Annotated in this window: 9 protein-coding genes and 1 pseudogene; all 10 read left to right on the plus strand. The window is 40.5% G+C overall.

All coding sequences use genetic code 11. The features are described from left to right. Nucleotides 1–419: 419 nt before the first annotated feature. The 10 genes and pseudogenes from ACYVQ1_RS02775 to ACYVQ1_RS02820 all read left to right on the plus strand — a co-directional run bounded on the left by ACYVQ1_RS02775 (nt 420) and on the right by ACYVQ1_RS02820 (nt 19,530). On the plus strand, nt 420–1,391 hold the full coding sequence (locus ACYVQ1_RS02775) for a thiamine pyrophosphate-dependent dehydrogenase E1 component subunit alpha (protein WP_461249743.1): 972 nt from the start codon (nt 420–422) through the stop codon (nt 1,389–1,391). 24 nt (nt 1,392–1,415) lie between these two features. Continuing rightward, nucleotides 1,416–2,414 (plus strand): alpha-ketoacid dehydrogenase subunit beta, encoded by a 999-nt coding sequence (locus tag ACYVQ1_RS02780; protein ID WP_013990622.1) that lies wholly within the window; start codon nt 1,416–1,418, stop codon nt 2,412–2,414. A 229-nt stretch (nt 2,415–2,643) separates the two neighbouring features. Next, complete coding sequence (locus ACYVQ1_RS02785; RefSeq protein ID WP_461249744.1) at nt 2,644–4,032, plus strand: dihydrolipoamide acetyltransferase; 1,389 nt, start codon at nt 2,644–2,646, stop codon at nt 4,030–4,032. Between the two features lie 173 nt (nt 4,033–4,205). Next, a complete protein-coding gene (gene lpdA / locus ACYVQ1_RS02790; RefSeq protein ID WP_461249745.1) occupies nt 4,206–5,963 on the plus strand; it encodes a dihydrolipoyl dehydrogenase in 1,758 nt (585 codons plus the stop codon). Nucleotides 5,964–6,228: 265 nt separating this feature from the next. Beyond that, nucleotides 6,229–10,089, plus strand: coding sequence for a GBS Bsp-like repeat-containing protein (locus tag ACYVQ1_RS02795; RefSeq protein WP_461249746.1), 3,861 nt, complete (start codon nt 6,229–6,231; stop codon nt 10,087–10,089). 305 nt (nt 10,090–10,394) lie between these two features. Next, a pseudogene (locus ACYVQ1_RS02800) lies at nt 10,395–12,662 on the plus strand (GBS Bsp-like repeat-containing protein). A gap of 120 nt (nt 12,663–12,782) precedes the next feature. Beyond that, complete coding sequence (locus ACYVQ1_RS02805) at nt 12,783–16,496, plus strand: pullulanase (protein ID WP_461249747.1); 3,714 nt, start codon at nt 12,783–12,785, stop codon at nt 16,494–16,496. 363 nt (nt 16,497–16,859) lie between these two features. Next, a complete protein-coding gene (locus ACYVQ1_RS02810; protein ID WP_461249748.1) occupies nt 16,860–17,813 on the plus strand; it encodes an ABC transporter permease in 954 nt (317 codons plus the stop codon). Beyond that, entirely contained in the window at nt 17,810–18,778 is a 969-nt protein-coding gene (locus ACYVQ1_RS02815) for an iron chelate uptake ABC transporter family permease subunit (protein ID WP_461249749.1), read from the plus strand. Before ACYVQ1_RS02810 ends, ACYVQ1_RS02815 begins: the two co-directional genes overlap by 4 nt. Then, the gene (locus tag ACYVQ1_RS02820; protein WP_461249750.1) at nt 18,775–19,530 is read left to right on the plus strand and encodes an iron ABC transporter ATP-binding protein; all 756 of its coding nucleotides are present in this window, start codon (nt 18,775–18,777) and stop codon (nt 19,528–19,530) included. Before ACYVQ1_RS02815 ends, ACYVQ1_RS02820 begins: the two co-directional genes overlap by 4 nt.

A 19,530-nucleotide genomic window follows, 5' to 3' on the forward strand; every position in this document is an offset into this window, starting at 1 on the left:
GGTATGTCTTAGATTTTTGTAGGATTTGGCAGCTAGAAAGAGTATAAGTGCAATAAAACCGGATTTTGGATACAAAATGCCCAAATAACTAGAGGCAAAAATTGCTATACCAGCTAAAATAATAATCCAGTATCTAAGCGGCCTTTGCGTGGTCACCTTGAAGATAATAATTTGTAAAATAAAAGCTATACATGCCGTAAGCCCGTGAATTATGACATCACTCAATATCAAATATTCTCCTATTCGGGTAAAATCTATACAATCATATTATTATACCATATCGCAAACAAAAAGAGCATACGAATTGCCTATAAGTGATAAGGATGTAAGGCTTTTCATTTTTCAAGCATATTTCTTGCCCATTAAGTTTTTTTAACCTATCCTAGATGTATAGAAAAATTTCGATAGAGGAGATCGATATGGTAAAACTTTCTAAAGAGACACATCTTTTGATGTTCACTAAAATGGAACGTATTCGTGAATTTGATTCACGTATTAATAAATTGGTTCGTCGTGGTTTTGTTCAAGGAATGACTCACTTTTCAGTTGGTGAGGAAGCAGCCAACGTTGGGGCTGTTCAACACTTGAGCTATCACGATATCTTCTTTTCAAATCACCGTGGTCACGGACAATCTATTGCCCAAGACATGGATTTGAATAAAATGATGGCGGAGCTTGCAGGTAAGGCGACAGGTGTTTCTAAGGGCCGTGGTGGTTCTATGCATTTGGCTGACTTTGAAAAAGGTAACTACGGAACTAACGGTATTGTTGGTGGTGGTTATGCTCTTGCCGTAGGTGCAGCTCTCACTCAGCAATACAAAGAAACAGGAAACATTGTTGTGGCCTTTTCAGGAGATGGTGCAACTAATGAAGGCTCATTCCATGAGTCAGTCAATATGGCAGCTACTTGGAAATTGCCGGTTATCTTCTTTATCATCAATAACCGTTATGGTATCTCAATGGATATCCATAAAGCAACAAACACACCCCACCTTTATACACGTGCGGAAGCTTATGGTATTCCTGGTTTCTACTGTGAAGATGGTAACGATGTTTTAGCTGTATACGAAACAATGGGCAAGGCTGTTGAGCATGTCCGTGGTGGCAACGGTCCCGCTATTGTTGAGGTAGAATCTTACCGTTGGTTTGGTCACTCAACTGCTGATGCAGGTGTTTACCGTACTAAGGAAGAAGTTGACGAGTGGAAGAACAATAACGACCCAATTATTAAATACCGTGACTATCTCGTTTCTGAAAATATCGCAAGCGCTGAAGAGTTAGATGCTATCCAAAGCCAAGTCAAGGCAGAGGTTGATGCAGCTTATGAGTTCGCCCAAAATAGCCCAGATCCAGAACTTTCAGTTGCCTTTGAAGATGTATGGGTAGACTAAAGAGAAAGGTTGAGGAATACAAGTATGAGTGAAACAAAATTGATGGCCTTGCGTGAGGCAGTAAACCTTGCTATGAGCGAGGAGATGCGTAAAGACGAAAACATCTTCCTTATGGGTGAAGATGTTGGTATCTATGGTGGTGACTTCGGTACATCAGTTGGGATGTTGGCAGAGTTTGGTGAAAAACGTGTTAAAGATACACCAATTTCAGAGGCAGCTATCGCTGGTGCAGCTGTTGGATCTGCCATCACAGGTCTTCGTCCAATCGTTGACTTGACTTTCATGGACTTCATCACGATTGCCCTTGATGCTATCGTTAATAATGGTGCCAAAAACAACTACATGTTTGGTGGTGGTTTGAAGACTCCTGTAACTTTCCGTGTAGCTTCTGGTTCAGGGATTGGTTCTGCGGCACAGCACTCACAATCTCTTGAGTCATGGTTGACTCACATTCCAGGGATTAAAGTGGTTGCTCCAGGTAATGCTAACGACGCTAAAGGTCTTTTGAAATCTGCTATTCAGGACAATAACATTGTTATCTTCATGGAACCAAAAGCACTTTACGGTAAGAAAGAGGAAGTGACTCAAGATCCTGATTTCTACATTCCACTTGGAAAAGGTGAAATCAAGCGTGAAGGAACTGACCTTACTATTGTCACATATGGTCGTATGTTGGAACGTGTTCTTAAGGCTGCTGAAGAAGTGGCTGAACAAGGTATTAACGTTGAGGTCGTTGACCCACGTACGCTTATCCCACTTGATAAGGAATTGATTTTCGAGTCAGTTAAGAAGACTGGTAAACTTATGTTGGTCAATGATGCATATAAGACTGGTGGATTCATCGGTGAGATTGCTGCTATGGTTACTGAAAGTGAAGCATTCGATTACCTTGACCACCCAATTGTACGTTTGGCAAGTGAAGATGTGCCTGTACCTTATGCGCGTGTCTTGGAACAAGCGGTTCTTCCAGATGTTGAAAAGATTAAGGCTGCTATTATCAAGATGGCCAATAAAGGAAACTAACTTTCTAGAGACGGTTAAGTGATATGTCTCGCTAGTAAAATGTGTTTCTTGTTTTAACTGTGAGAGTATCGGAAAATATAATTTAAAGTAGAAAGGAGAGGGCGAACCAGAGGGTGTAACTGAACCCGAGCGGAAAGCTTGGAAAATAGACCGTCCGTCTACGTCAGCAGGCTGACGTGTCGGACACCTAATTTTCAGTCGCTTTCTGGTCGCTCTTGGTATCTTATAAATGGCTTTTGAGATTATTATGCCAAAGCTTGGTGTGGACATGCAGGAAGGCGAAATCATCGAGTGGAAAAAACAAGAGGGTGATGTGGTTAATGAGGGAGATATTCTTCTTGAAATCATGTCAGATAAGACGAACATGGAACTTGAAGCAGAAGATTCAGGTGTTCTTTTGAAGATTACTCGTCAGGCTGGTGAAACAGTACCAGTTACTGAGGTTATTGGTTATATTGGAGCAGAAGGTGAAGTTGTAGCCGATAATGCTGCGAGCGCTCCAGCTGCAGAAGCTGCGCCGCAAGTTGAAGAGGTTGCTAATGTGGATGCACCTGTTGCTACACCACAGCCAAAAGTAGCTGTGGTTCATGAAGGTGGCAAAGTACGTGCAACACCTAAAGCACGTAAAGTGGCTCATGAGATGGGGATTGACCTTGCTCAAGTTCCAGGAACTGGAGCAAAAGGTCGTGTTCATGCTGATGACGTTGAGAACTTTAAGGGTGCTCAACCTAAGGCAACTCCGTTGGCACGTAAGATTGCAGCGGACCTTGGTATTGATTTAGCTAGCGTATCTGGAACAGGCTTTGGTGGTAAGATTACCAAGGAAGATGTCCTTGCAATCAGTGCCCCAGCACAAGTTAAGGAAGCTGCTGCTACACCTGTGGTTGAAGCTAAACCTGAAAAAGTCTTGCCAGAAGGCGTGGAAGTCATCCCAATGTCTGCTATGCGTAAGGCTATTTCTAAGGGAATGATGCATTCATATTTGACTGCGCCAACCTTCACCCTTAACTATGACGTAGACATGACTAACCTAATGGCTCTTCGTAAGCAAGTCCTTGATCCAATCATGAATAAGACTGGTATGAAGGTGACCTTCACTGATTTGATTGGTTTGGCAGTTGTGCGTACCCTTATGAAAGAGGAACACCGTTACCTCAATGCATCCTTAATTGATGATGCACAAAATATCGAATTACACAAATTTGTTAATCTTGGTATTGCCGTTGGTCTAGATGATGGCTTGATTGTACCAGTAGTTCATGGTGCAGATAAGATGAGTTTGTCTGACTTTGTGGTGGCCTCTAAGGATGTCATCAAGAAAGCTCAGGCAGGTAAATTGAAGGCTGCAGAAATGTCAGGTTCAACCTTCTCTATTACTAACTTGGGAATGTTTGGAACCAAATCATTTAACCCAATCGTCAACCAACCAAACTCAGCCATCCTTGGTGTTTCAGCAACTATTCAGACACCGGTTGTTGTTGATGGTGAAGTTGTCGTACGTCCAATCATGGGGCTATGCTTGACTATTGACCACCGTATTGTAGATGGAATGAATGGTGCCAAATTCATGGTTGATTTAAAACATTTGATTGAAAATCCAATGGAATTGTTGATTTAAGTAAAAAAATATCTGAAAACTGAAGTTTTAAATAGAAAGGAGAGGGCGAACCAGAGGGCTTAACTGAACCCGAGCGGAAAGCTTGGAAAATAGACCGTCCGTCTACGTCAGCAGGCTGACGTGTCGGACGCCTAATTTTCAGTCGCTTTCTGGTCGCTCTTGGTATCTTATAAATGGCTTTTGAGATTATTATGCCTAAGCTCGGTGTGGACATGCAAGAAGGCGAGATCATCGAGTGGAAAAAACAAGAGGGTGATGTGGTTAATGAGGGGGATATCCTTCTTGAAATCATGTCAGATAAAACGAACATGGAACTTGAAGCAGAAGATTCTGGTGTTCTTTTGAAGATTACCCGTCAGGCTGGTGAAACTGTACCAGTTACTGAGGTTATTGGTTATATTGGAGCAGAAGGTGAAGTTGTGGCCGATAATGCAGCCAGTGCACCTGCTGCAGAAGCAACTGCTCAATTAGAATCTGCTGGTCTTGAAGTTCCTAAAGCTCCTGCCCCAGCTGCTCCAGCAGCTACTGCAGAAAAAGCACCACTTGCTGATAACGAATATGATATCGTTGTTGTTGGTGGTGGTCCAGCTGGTTACTATGCAGCCATCCGTGGAGCACAACTTGGCGGTAAGGTTGCTATCGTTGAAAAATCAGAATTTGGTGGAACATGTTTGAATAAGGGATGTATCCCAACTAAGACCTACCTTAAAAACGCAGAAATCCTTGATGGACTTAAGATTGCAGCAGGTCGTGGTATCAACCTAGCATCAACAAACTACACCATCGATATGGATAAGACAGTTGACTTTAAGAACTCTGTTGTTAAGACCCTTACAGGTGGTGTGCAAGGTCTTTTGAAGGCTAATAAGGTAACTATTTTCAATGGTCTTGGTCAAGTTAATCCAGATAAGACTGTTACTATTGGCTCAGAAACAATCAAGGGACGTAACATCATTCTTGCAACTGGATCAAAAGTTTCACGTATCAATATCCCTGGAATTGAGTCACAACTTGTGATGACATCCGATGATATCCTTGACTTGCGTGAATTGCCTAAATCACTTGCTGTTATGGGTGGTGGTGTCGTTGGTATCGAACTTGGTCTTGTTTATGCTTCATACGGTGTAGAAGTAACTGTTGTTGAGATGGCTGACCGCATTATTCCTGCTATGGATAAAGAAGTGTCACTTGAACTTCAAAAAATCCTTGCTAAGAAGGGCATGAAGATCATGACATCTGTCGGAGTTTCTGAGATTGTAGAAGCTAACAACCAATTGACCCTTAAACTCAATAATGGTGAAGAGATTGTAGCTGATCGCGCCCTTCTTTCAATCGGTCGTGTTCCTCAGTTGGATGGTCTTGAAAATCTTAACCTTGAATTAGACCGTGGTCGTATCAAAGTGAATGCTTATCAAGAAACATCAATCCCTGGTATCTATGCACCGGGTGATGTAAACGGAACTAAGATGCTTGCTCACGCTGCTTACCGTATGGGTGAAGTTGCAGCTGAAAATGCTATGCATGGTAACGTTCGTAAGGCTCACCTTGACTACACACCTGCAGCTGTTTACACACACCCAGAAGTCGCAATGTGTGGTCTTACTGAAGAAGATGCACGCGCTAAATATGGTGATGTCCTCATTGGTAAATCAAGCTTTGCTGGTAATGGACGTGCTATTGCTTCAAACGAAGCTCAAGGTTTTGTTAAAGTCGTTGCAGATGCGAAGTACCATGAAATCCTTGGTGTTCATATCATTGGACCGGCTGCAGCTGAATTGATTAACGAAGCGTCAACAATTATGGAAAATGAATTGACTGTAGATGAGCTCTTGCAATCTATCCACGGTCACCCAACCTTCTCTGAAAACATGTACGAAGCCTTTGCTGACGTACTTGGAGAAGCAATCCATAACCCACCAAAACGTAAATAAGGATAAATTAAATTCTCGGACAAAGGTTCGGGAATTTTTTTATACATTTTCATTTGTATTTATTTGAAAAAATTGTTACGGATTTTCAATAGTTTTGTAGAAACATACGAATAATAAGTTAAAGAGTTTTCTATCAAGAGAAAAAGTTTATTTATAATTTTATAATATTTCTATTTTATTTAGAAAAATTTTAATAATAACCTTTCCACGAGAGTTTTTCTGTGGTAAAATGGTTCAAGTATTACAAATGCAAAAGGAAAGTTAAATGCGAACGAAAGATTTTATCTACTATGCCAGTGCGGCTGTTCTCTTGGCTGTTACTACTCAGGTTGCTCAAGCTGATGAAGTGGCAACACAAACGCCTTCCGTTACTGAAGGAAATCAGTATCAACCTGCGACAGCGGCTGAGATTTTTGGTGGAGAAGCTGCCTTACCTGTAACTACTAGTTCAACGGTTTCAGCACCCGCAGCTTCGAGTGAAGTGGCAAAAGCTAGTGCTCCAACGGTATCTACGTCTCCTGCTTCACAGAGTTCCGAGGCTGCAACAGCAACGACATCAACTTCGGTAGCTAACTCTACTGTTGCTGCAACATCAAATTCAGTTGCGACTTCTGTAGTAAGTTCAGAAAGTGGAACTGCTTCTACAAGTGCGAAAAGTTCAGAAATGTCAAATAGCACTGTAGCAACACCTGCTAAATTAACAAATTCTACGGATGTACCTTCGCCAACTCTTAAGGTGCAACCGAAGACTTTTATCGATGTCAGCAGCCATAATGGTGAAATCAGTGTAGATGACTATCGTGCTCTTGCACGCCAAGGTGTTGGTGGTGTCGTTGTCAAGTTGACTGAGGATACTTGGTACAACAACCCTAAAGCACCATCACAAGTTCGCAATGCTCAAATTGCCGGTCTTCAAGTATCTACCTATCATTTTTCTCGATATACAACAGAGGAAGAAGCACGTGCAGAGGCTCGTTTCTACATTCAAGCTGCACAAAACCTTAACCTTTCAAAGAGCACTGTTATGGTTAACGATTTCGAAGACTCTAAGATGCTTCCAAATATCAACCGTAACACTCAAGCATGGGTTAATGAAATGCGTAAGCATGGTTACAACAACTTGATGTTCTATACAAGTTCCAGCTGGTTGGATGAGAACAATCTAGGCTACCGTGGACCTGTCTCAACCTCTCAATTTGGTATCGAAAATTTCTGGGTCGCACAGTACCCATCATCAACTCTTACAGCAACGAGCGCTAAAAATATGCGCTATAATGCCAAAACTGGTGCATGGCAGTTTACAGCAACTGCTAATCTCTTGCCAGGTAAACATGTCTTTGACCACAGCGTGGACTATACCGGACGTTTCACAGCTAATGCTAGTGCTGAGGTTGATGCAACTCAAGGCAATTTGAGTGGAACCATTTCTATTGTCAATAATAATCCAACTGTTGGTAGCTTTGATGTTGTCATCTCTAATGTCAAAGCACCAAATGGTGTTGAAACAGTCTCTGTTCCAATTTGGTCAGAAATTAATGGTCAAGATGACATTATCTGGTATACGGCTAACCGTCAAAATAATGGAACTTATACAGTAAACGTTAAGGCTTCAGCTCATAAAAACTCGACAGGGCTTTATAATATTCACCTTTATTATGTTCAAAAAGATGGTCAATTGACGGGTGTTGGTGGAACAACTACGCAAGTCTTCATTGGTAAGACACCTGAGCAGTTGAAACCTAAAGCAAGTTTTACTATTGAAAACAATAATGCTAAGGCTGGAACTTTTGACGCCGTTATCACTAATATCTCAGCACCACTAGGTGTTAAAGAAGTTTTGGTGCCATCATGGAGTCTTGAAAATGGCCAAGACGACCTTATTTGGCATAAGGCGACTAAGCAAACTGATGGCAGCTATCGTGTAACCATTAAGGCAAGTGAGCATAAGGGCACTAAAGGAAATTACCGTGCCGATGCTTATATCGTGGATAACTCTAACAACCGCCATTATATTGCTGAAAAAGTAGTGGCTGTTGATTATGCTCGACCAGGTGGTGTCCTTACGATTGAAAACAACAATACTGCAGCAGGTACTTTTGATGCAGTTGTTCGTAACATTGTTGCTCCTACAGGTTTGAAAGAAGTTTTGGTGCCATCATGGAGTCTTGAAAATGGCCAAGACGACCTTATTTGGCATAAGGCGACTAAGCAAACTGATGGCAGCTATCGTGTAACCATTAAGGCAAGTGAGCATAAGGGCACTAAAGGAAATTACCGTGCCGATGCTTATATCGTGGATAACTCTAACAACCGCCATTATATTGCTGAAAAAGTAGTGGCTGTTGATTATGCTAGACCTAGTGGTCTCCTTACGATTGAAAATAACAATACTGCAGCAGGTACTTTTGATGCAGTTGTTCGTAACATTGTTGCTCCTACAGGTTTGAAAGAAGTTCTTGTTCCTTCATGGAGTTTAGCTGGTGGTCAAGACGACCTTATCTGGCATAAGGCAACTCGTCAAGCCGATGGTTCTTACCGAGTGACTATCAAAGCAACGGATCATAAGAATTCAACTGGTAAATACCGTGCCGATGCCTACCTTGTAGATGACTCTAACAAACGTTTCTACCTTACTGAAAAAGTGGTAGAAGTTTCTCAAACTCGTCCTAGTGCAAGCCTCTTTATTGAAAATAATAATGCTGATTTAGGTACTTTTGATGCTGTTATCCGCAATATCGTAGCACCAAATGGGGTTAAGGAAGTTTTAGTTCCTTCATGGAGTCTCGTTAATGGACAAGATGATCTCGTTTGGCATAAGGCTAGTCGCCAAACTGATGGTAGTTACCGTGTTACTATTAAGGCTAGTGAGCATAAGAATTCACTAGGAAATTACCGTGCTGACGTTTACATCGTAGATAATGCCAACCAACGTCATTATGTCACTGAAACTATTGTAGACGTAAAACATAATAAGCCAGTCGGTACAATTTCAGTAGTTAATAATAATAAAGATACTGGTACTTTTGATGTCATTATCAGTGATGTCTATAGTTCTAAAGGTGTTCGTACTGTTCAAGTACCTATTTGGTCTGAAAAAGATGGTCAAGATGACATTCGTTGGTATGAAGCCACACGTCAAGCTAATGGCACTTATACGGTAAATGTTCAAGCTACTAACCACAAAAATTCAACAGGTTTGTACAATATTCATTTGTACTACATTTTAAATGATGGGTCACAAGTTGGTGTAGGAGGGACAACGACAACAGTTGAATTCCGTAATGCTAAGACTAAAACGCAAACCTATATCACTAATGTTAATTCAGAAGCAGGTAGTTTTACAGTTGTAGTTGATCAAGCGCCACAAGGACGTCAGATTAAGAATATTCGTGTAGCTGTATGGTCAGAAAGTAACCAAGGAAACCTTTCTTGGTATAATACAGCACCTACTGGAACACATACTGAAATCAATGTATCGACTGTTAATCATAAGAATCTCATCGGTAACTATACGACTCACGTTTATGTAGACTATGTAGACAATACTGTAGACGGATTTAACCTTGGTGAGACAGCTCTTGCTCCACGTAATCGTCGTGTTGAGCCTCAGACGACTTATTATTCTCAACGTGACCCTCGTTGGGCTTCTAAGTGGTATGGTGTCAGCAATATGCATCAATCTGGTTGTGTTCCAACATCACTTGCCATGACTTTTACAGATATCTTGGGAACTGTCATTGCACCAACGACAGTTGCGGATTATTTGTACTACAATACAAATTCATTTAATAAAACATCAGTCGCTGGTACAGATGCAGATGGTATTGTATTAGCAAGTAAAAATTGGGGTCTGAAGAGCAACGTACTTTCAAGTATTGCTAACATTGCTTCAGCCTTGATGTCAGGTCAACACGTTCTTGCGGCAGTAGGAGCAAGCCAATTTATCAATTATCCTTACACGCATGAAATCGTACTTCATGGCTATGATAATGGTAAAACATATGTTCGTGATCCATTTAACGCCAATAACAATGGTTGGTATTCATTGGATTACATTCATGGTGTTCAGAGTCGAGATTCGATGGATACTAAGCTTGGTGCACCATTCTTCTCAATCTTTGCTTAATCTATAAATCAAAGGTCTTTAGAAGGGAACTTCTAAGGGCTTTTTTAGTGTTGATTTTTGATAGTTATGTTGTTATTTACCTATTTTCAGAATATTATATATAGGGTTGAAATCTTATATTTATAGGTTTTTACGTTATTATTTTGGATTGTGTTAGTACTATTAGCATAGAAATTACTTAAATTTTTATCATTTTTGTAGTTTTTTAGAGAATTATCACTTTTCCTCTATTCGTAAGATATTTTCTATGGTGAAATGGGTGACGTATTAAAAAGTGTCAAAGGAAAGTTAAATGCGAACAAAAGATTTTATCTACAGCGAGTTCTGAAAATGCTAGGGTATCGACTGCTTCTGAGGTTTCAAGCGAGGTTGTAGCTGGACCTGCTAAATTGACTCATGCTTCAGGTTCATCTAATGATACTGATGTTTTAAAACCGAAGTCTAGCTTCTCAATTGAGAACAACAACAAGGTAACTGGTACCTTTGATGCGGTTATCCGCAATATTGTTGCACCGTTAGGTGTTAAAGAGGTTTTTGTTCCATCTTGGAGTTTAGCCAATGGACAAGATGATTTGATTTGGCATAAGGCAGCTAAGCAAATGGACGGCTCTTATCGTGTAACGATTAAGGCGGTTGATTACAAGGGGGAAGCCGGCAATTACCGTGCAGATGCCTATGTTGTTGACCGAACAAATAAGAGACATTATATTTCTGAGAAAGTAGTCTCTGTAACTTACTCTCGTCCAAGCGCAACCCTAACTATTGAAAATAATAATGCAGCTACAGGCACTTTTGATGCTGTGGTGAAAAACATCATAGCTCCTACAGGTGTGAAAGAAATCTTAGTACCGTCATGGAGTCTAGTTGGTGGACAAGATGATTTGATTTGGCATAAGGCTACGAAACAAGCGGATGGTTCTTACCGTGCTACCATTAAGGCAAGTGACCACAAAAATTCAACCGGTAAATACCTACCGATGCTTATATTGTAGATAATTTTAACAAGCGTTTCTACTTGACTGAAAAAGTGGTGGAAGTTAGCCAATCGCGTCCAAGTGCCAGCCTAACGATTGAAAATAACAATGCTCCGACAGGAACTTTTGATGCAGTGGTTCGCAATATTGTTGCACCTAATGGTCTTAAAGAAATCCTGGTACCGTCATGGAGTCTTGTTAATGGCCAGGATGATTTGGTTTGGCATAAGGCAAGTAGCCGACCACAAAAACGTAACTGGTCTTTACAATATTCATCTTTACTATATCCAAACCGATAGCTCACAAATCGGTGTGGGGGGAACACAAACAAAAGTTACTTTGTCAGATCCCAAAGCTGACCTTGCTATCACTGGTCTCAACAATGCTACTGGTAGCTATGATCTTGTTATCTCAAACTTGATTGCGCCGCGTGGCTTCAAAGAAGTTCTAGTTCCAACCTGGTCAGAAAAGAACGGTCAAGATGATATCATCTGGTACAAGGCAGCCAAGCAAGCTAATGGAGACTATAAGGTAACCGTTCGCTCAAGCAACCATAAGGGAGATAGTGGCCTTTATAATTCTCATGTCTATTTGGTTGACAATGATGGTAAATTCATTGGCCTAGGTGACAAACAAGTGACACTTGATATCACTATAACTCAAGGAACATTGACTATTACCAATAATGATAAAAATCGTGGAACTTTTGATGTTCTTATCACCAATCTGACGAATCCAAGTGGTATTTCAGGTGTGGTAATACCTGTTTGGTCTGAGCAAAATGGTCAAGATGATTTGATTTGGCATAATGCCACAAAACAGGATGATGGTTCATACAAGGTGACTATTTCAGCCAGTCAGCACAAGTGGAATTCAGGCAAGTATATCGTTCATGGCTATATTGTTGATGCTTCTGGTAAGAATATTGGCTTTGGAGCAACTTCAGCTGATGTGGTAGCACCTAAGAAAATCGGTTCGGCATCAAGAGGAAACTACGATGTTTTAAATAAGGTTGTCTATCTCGATGCTGGTCATGGTGGCTATGATCCAGGGGCTTCTTATTTTGGCATTTCTGAAAAGAGCTTGACTTTGGCTATCCAAAGCCGTGTGAAAGCTAAACTAGAATCAGAAGGTTATCAAGTTGTGACCACACGTACCATCGATACCTATGTCGATTTGACGGATCGCTCTCGTGCAGCCAATGCCTCTGAATCGGATATCTTCGTAAGTATCCACATCAATGCTTCAGGAAGTTCAGCAGCACAGGGAATCGAAACTTATTATTACCAACCTTATGCAGAATATCCATCCCGTATTAATGCGACTTACCATGCTAATCCGACGCGATTGAGTATGAGTGACACTTTGGCCAATGCCATCCAGTCCAGCCTTATTAATGCGACTGGCGCTCAAAACCAAGGTGTGAAACGTCAAACCTTTGCAGTCTTGCGTGAAACGACAGCGCCAGCAGTTCTCCTTGAACTTGGCTTCTTGTCAAATCCTCAAGAAGCAGCCCGTTTGAATACCTCTGCTTATCAAGAGACTTTAGCTAACGCAATTGTGGCAGGGATTAAGCGTTACTATTCTATTTATAACTAATAGATTGAGAGAATTTTATAGTTCTCTCTTTTTTTATTTTAAAGGAGCGAAAACGCTTGCATAAATCTAATCTAAATGGTATATTAAAAAACATGAAAACGTTAACAAAAAGGAGTTAGTATGAAAAGGAATACTCAAACTAATGACGAAAAAGTCCTTCGTTATAGTCTTCGCAAGTACAAGTTAGGGTTGGCTTCTGTAACCATTGGAGCTGTTTTTTTGAGCTTTGCTGCTACTCATGGAGTCAAGGCAGAAGAAGTAGTGTCAACACCTGCCTCAAGTACACAGGTAGAATCAGCTGATTCTAGTCTTACCACCAGTGGTCTAGTAACTGAAACGCCAACAGTTCCTTTAACAGATGAGAATGCCACAGTGTCCAAGGAAAATGAGCCAGTTTCTCTTTCAGAAGAAAATACTAGCCGTACTGAGCCTACCAAGCTAACTGAAACTAGTGAAAACACGCCAAAAACAGTAAGTACTAATAATAGCCAAGCTCTCACTAATGCATCTGAGGAACCTATTGCTGAGGGGACTATTCGCTTGCATTTCCAAGAGTTGCCAAGTCAGGATAAGGCATCACTTGGGCTTTGGACTTGGGACGATGTGGAGACGCCATCATCTCAGAAAGGTGCTTGGCCAACAGGAGCAACCTCATTTGCAGAAGCCAAACAGGATAATTATGGTGTTTACTTGGATGTGAAGCTGTCTTCAACACCTAAAAAGCTTAGTTTCTTGATTAATAATGCTGCTGGAACGAACCTTTCAGGGGATAAAGCAGTAGAAATTCTTAGCCCTCAAATGAATGAGGCTTGGATTGACAAGGATTTCCAAGTTTACAGCTATCAACCTATCCCTCAAGATCATGTTCGTATCAATTATTTCCGTACGGATGGCGACTATAGTAATAAGTCTGTCTGGTATTGGGGTGATGTTAAGGACGCTCCAAGTAATTGGCCTGATGGTGTCAATTTCCAACCAAATGGTAAGTATGGTGCCTATTTAGACATTCCGCTAACCGAGGCTGCTAAATCTATCGGATTTTTACTCTTAGATGAGAGCAAAACAGGAGATGATGTGAAAATTCAACCAAATGATTATAAATTTAGTGACTTGAAGAAATCTCGTCAGCTTTTTGTACGAGATACTGATCCGACAGTCTACACTAACCCTTACTTTGTCAAGGATGTGCGTTTGACTGGGGCTCAGCAGCTTAGTCCAAGCAAAATTGAACTCAGCTTCACCAACTTAGACGAGGTCTCATCTGAAGACATTCTCAAAGACCTCAAGGTGACAGATAAGGATGGTAATAGCGTCACTCTTAAACAGCTTGACTTGGATGCTAAACTCAAAAAAGCTACATTAACAGGTGATTTTGCTGCGGAAAATCTACCTTACAAGGTCACTTTGGGCAATGATAGTTTTAAAACGTCTGAGAGTTGGCAATTGAAGGATGCGCTCTACAGTTACGATGGTGAATTGGGTGCCCGTCTTCAAGAGAATGGTACTAAGGCACATGTGACACTTTGGTCACCAAGTGCAGATCAAGTAGATATCATTGTCTATGATAAGAATAATCAAGACATGGTTCTTGCTGAACATGCCCTAAGCAAAGGACCTCGAGGGACTTGGCAAGCTGACTTGCTTGCGACTGATTTTGGCCTTGAAAACTTAACAGGTTATTTCTATCAGTACCGCATTAAACGTGGTGATCAGTCAGTAATCGTTCTTGATCCTTATGCTAAGTCTTTGGCTGCTTGGAATAGTGACGATGCCAGCAAGGGACCTGAACACAAGATTGCCAAGGCTGCCTTTGTAGATCCTGCTAATTATGGACCAAAAGACCTTGACTACGCTAAGATTCCAAACTTTAAATCTCGAGAAGATGCCATCATTTATGAGGCTCATGTCCGAGATTTCACCTCTGATAAGGCCATCTCAGCTGAATTGAAACACCAGTTTGGGACTTTTGCAGCCTTTGCAGAGCGTTTAGATTATCTTAAAGATCTCGGTGTTACCCATATTCAGCTTTTACCAGTATTAAGCTACTATTTTGTCAATGAAATGCAAAATGGGAAGCGTTTGGATGCCTATGCATCAAGTGATAGTAACTACAACTGGGGTTATGACCCACAAAACTATTTCTCATTGACAGGTATGTATTCTGAAAATCCAAGTGATCCTGCTAAACGTATTGAAGAATTCAAGAATTTAGTTGCTGCTATTCATAATCACGGTATGGGGGTTATCTTGGATGTGGTTTACAATCATACAGCCAAGACAGCTATTTTTGAAGACCTTGAACCAAATTACTATCACTTTATGGATGCTGATGGCACACCACGTTCGAGCTTTGGAGGCGGTCGTCTAGGCACGACTCACTATATGAGTCGTCGTGTCTTGGTGGATTCGATTGCCTATCTTACTAAGGAATACAAGGTTGATGGTTTCCGTTTTGATATGATGGGTGACCATGATGCTGAAAGTATCGAGAAGGCTTACCATGCTGCACGCGCTCTAAATCCAAACCTTATTATGCTTGGTGAGGGCTGGGTGACTTATGCTGGCGATGAAAATAGCCCTGTTCAGCCTGCCGATCAGTCTTGGATGAAAGATACAGATACCGTAGCTGTATTTTCAGACGATATTCGAAACACCCTCAAATCAGGTTATCCAAACGAGGGGACACCTGCCTTTATCACAGGTGGCAAACGTGATATTAATAAGGTCTTTGACAATATCAAGGCACAACCAACTAACTTCGAGGCTGATTCTCCAGGTGATGTGATTCAATATATTGCTGCTCACGATAATTTGACCCTTTTTGATATCATCGCCCAATCAATCAAGAAGGATCCAAGCAAGCCTGAGAATAATACTGAAATTCATCGTCGCTTGCGTCTAGGAAACCTCATGGTCTTGACTGCTCAGGGAACACCATTTATTCACTCTGGTCAGGAATACGGCCGCACCAAACAGTTCCGTGATCCTGCCTACCGTTATCCTGTGTCTGAGGACAAGGTGCCGAATAAGTCACATCTCTTAGTTGATGAAAAGGGCAATCCATTTGACTATCCTTACTTTATCCATGATTCGTATGATTCTAGTGATGCCGTCAATCATTTTGATTGGACTAAAGCAACTGATAGTCAGGCATTCCCAGAACATACGAAAACTCGCGCCTTTACCAAAGGTTTGATCGCCTTACGTAAGACGACAGATGCCTTCAATTTCAAATCAAAAGCAGAAGTAGATGCACGTCTAACGCTATTGACAGTTCCTGGTCAGGACAATGTGGCTCAAGAAGATTTGGTATTGGGATACCAAACTGTTGCTTCGAATGGAGACCGTTACCTTGTCTATGTCAATGCTGATAGCAAGGCTCGTCAGTTTGATTTTAGCAAGATTACAAATGGTCTATCCTATATAGTTTTGGCGGATGGCAATCAAGTTAATCTATCTGGAATTAGTGACTTATCAGGTGTGACAATCAACAATCACATCTTGACCTTGGATCCACTAACAGCGACTATTATTCGTTTGACTAATGCTCAGACGCCAACTGAGGCAGTAGATCAGCCTTCTGAAAAGACCGGGTCATTTGGTGGTAAAGATACTGAGGCAACTAAAGCAAATGTCAAGGCTTCAGGTAAAGAGGACCTTGTTGGAGATGCTGAACTTGTTAATCGTGACAATGGTCAGGCTAAGACTGAAGCTAGTCATCAGACTGATAAACAACTGCCATCCACTGGTGAAAAGACAAATCGTGGACTCTTTTTAGCAGGTCTTCTAAGCATTCTTAGCCTAGGATTCCTTAGAAAACGACGTAGCAAGTAATTATTTTTGAGGCTGTGAAATAAGTTTTCAATGTTTCAAAGAAACTAAAATAAGTCTCTTCTTTGAATTTTCAAAAACAAAAAATTTTTTAAAACAAATTAACATAAGTGAGATGATAATCTAAATTTTTCAGGTTTAGATCCGTCTCGCTTTTTTTGATTTATTATAAATAACGTTGTTTTTTTATACTTATTCTTAACTATATTTTAGAATGATTCTTATATAATTAGAAAGCGTTGACAGTACTTGTAACATTTGATAGGGTAAGAACATAATCTTTAATTAATAGTATCGAAGTCAGTTATGGATTGGTTTTAGATGAGATTATGATTAAAGATTATTTTGGTAATTAGAAGAGGTTGTATGAAGAAAAAGTGTATTTTATGGGTAATAGTCGTCTTACTCATTATGTTATCATTGGCTATTGGTTCAAATAGACAGTTTAGTTTGTTTGGATTATTTCAAGGACAGCACAAATCTTGGGAACTTTTTTGGGAGTCTCGTCTGCCTAGAACATTAGCCATAATACTTGCGAGTTCGGCCATTAGTTTATCTGGCTTGCTAATGCAAACTATCTCGCAAAATCCTTATGCAGCACCATCGACAACAGGGACCACAGAGGCAGCACAATTGGGTATACTTTCATCGCTGTTCTTCTTTGGTAAGGCAACATTATTTCAAAAGATGAGCTTTGCCTTCATTTCGTCTCTTCTATTTACTAGTCTTTTCATCCAAGTTATTCGTCGTTTGAAGTTTAAGGAAAAATGGGTCCTTCCCTTGGTTGGCCTTATTTATAGTGGCATTATTGGTTCCTTTGCTGAAATGATTGCCTTTCGTTTTAACCTTATTCAATCTATGACTTCATGGAGTCAGGGTTCCTTTTCGATGATCCAACGACATCAGTATGAATGGCTTTTTCTCTTAGTGTTTGTCTTATTAGGTGTTTGGTGGTATTCTAATACTTTTTCGATCATGGCACTGGGTGAGGATACTAGCCGTAGCCTAGGACTACCTTACCAAACTATGGAGACTCTTGCTTTAGTACTGGTTTCTCTAACTTCAGCAATTACTATGATAACGGTTGGTGCTCTTCCTTTCTTAGGCGTTATCGTTCCGAATTTAGTTCGTCAGTTTGCTGGAGATTTCTTCAAAAATACCCGAAGCTTAGTTGTGTTGGTTGGTATGATATTAGTACTTGCTTGTGATATCGTAGCACGTCTTGTCATTTGGCCTTATGAGGTTTCTGTGTCATTGATTTTGGGTGTCATTGGAACCCTTGTCTTTCTGATGCTTATTTGGAAAGGAGAAGATGCATGACAATGATTAAACGATCTACACTAATCCTATTACTCATTCTTGCATGCCTGGGTTTCTTAGCTACAGCTTATTACCTTTTTCCGACAGCAAGTGTGCCAAATAGCTATATTCTTAATTTGAGAGTAAAGAAACTCTTAGTCTATCTGCTTGTAGCGCTGATTTCAAGCTTTACCACGGTGTCCTTTCAAGCAGTGACAGGGAATCGCTTTTTGACACCATCAGTCTTGGGATTAGAGAGTTTTTACGTCCTTATGCAATCTCTCTTTCTAGCTATTTTTTGGCGTTGGTCACAAGGAGTCGCACCACGTTCAATGACTGAATTTTTGATTGTTATGTTCTTGCAGTGTGGATTCTTTTTGGCCTTGCAACCTACGATAAAAACACTATTAGGAAAAGGGGTTGGTTTGATTCTCTTAATCTGTATGACACTGGGGACACTATTCAGGAGTCTATCGACATTTCTTCAGGTCATTATGGATCCAAACGAGTATGATAAGCTTCAGTCTAAGCTTTTTGCTTCCTTGCAAAATGTTAATCAAGAGGTTTTATACTTAGCAGTTGGGATAACTTTTGTTCTTTGCATTTTCCTATATCGCAAGGGAAGAGTTTTGGATATTTTTTATCTTGGTAAGGATAATGCCAGATTATTGGGTATCAATGTTGAGAAGGAGCAAACTCAAATTCTTTGGTTTGTTGTGATTCTAGTAGCCACCTCAACTGCCTTAGTTGGCCCCCTATCCTATCTTGGGTTTATTTTGGCTAATTTAACTTATCAGATGGTTAAGGATTTCCGGCATCAAACTCTCTTTATTGTTGGGAGTTTATTAGGTTATGTTATCCTTCTTGTGGCTCAAACACTGGTTGAACGCGTGTTTAATTTTAGTATCAGTGTTCGTACTATGATTGAACTGGGCGGAGGTCTATTCTTTTTCTATCTCTTGTATAAGGAGCGTCGTAAATTATGATTAACATAGATAAGGTGTCAAAATCCTATGGAAAAGATCAAGTTCTTGATGAAGTTGGACTTTCTATAGACCAAGGGAAATTTACAGCTTTTATTGGTCCAAATGGTGCTGGAAAATCTACACTTTTGTCCTTGATCAGTCGTCTTTTGCCTAAAGAGAAAGGCTATCTTTATATTAAAGGACAAGAAATTGAGAGTTGGGACTCTTTGAACTTGGCAAAGGAACTTTCAATGTTAAAGCAAAAGGTTGATTATCAGGTGAAATTGACTGTTGAAGAACTGATTTCCTTTGGCCGTTATCCATACAGTCAAGGGAGATTATCAACTGAGGACTATCAAAAAATTGATCAGGCAATTACCTATATGAACCTAGATACTTTACGAAAAAGACGCATTGATCAGCTCTCTGGTGGTCAATTACAGCGCGTCAATATTGCTATGATCCTTGCACAAGATACGGATATTATTCTATTGGATGAACCTCTCAATAATCTGGACATCAAACAGGGAATTCTCATGATGAAAACTTTGAGAAGTTTGGTGGACGATTTGAGAAAAACGGTCGTCGTTGTTATCCATGATATTAATGTTGCCAGTCAGTTCGTTGATGTCATGGTTGCTTTTAAAGATGGTAAAGTTTTTAGTCACGGGAGTCCAGATCAGGTGATGACTGAGGATGTCCTAGGCAGGCTTTATGATATGAAAATTACAATCGCAGATATCGATGGCAAGAAAATCTGCTTATATAGATAA

The organism is Streptococcus parasalivarius (genome assembly GCF_054785155.1).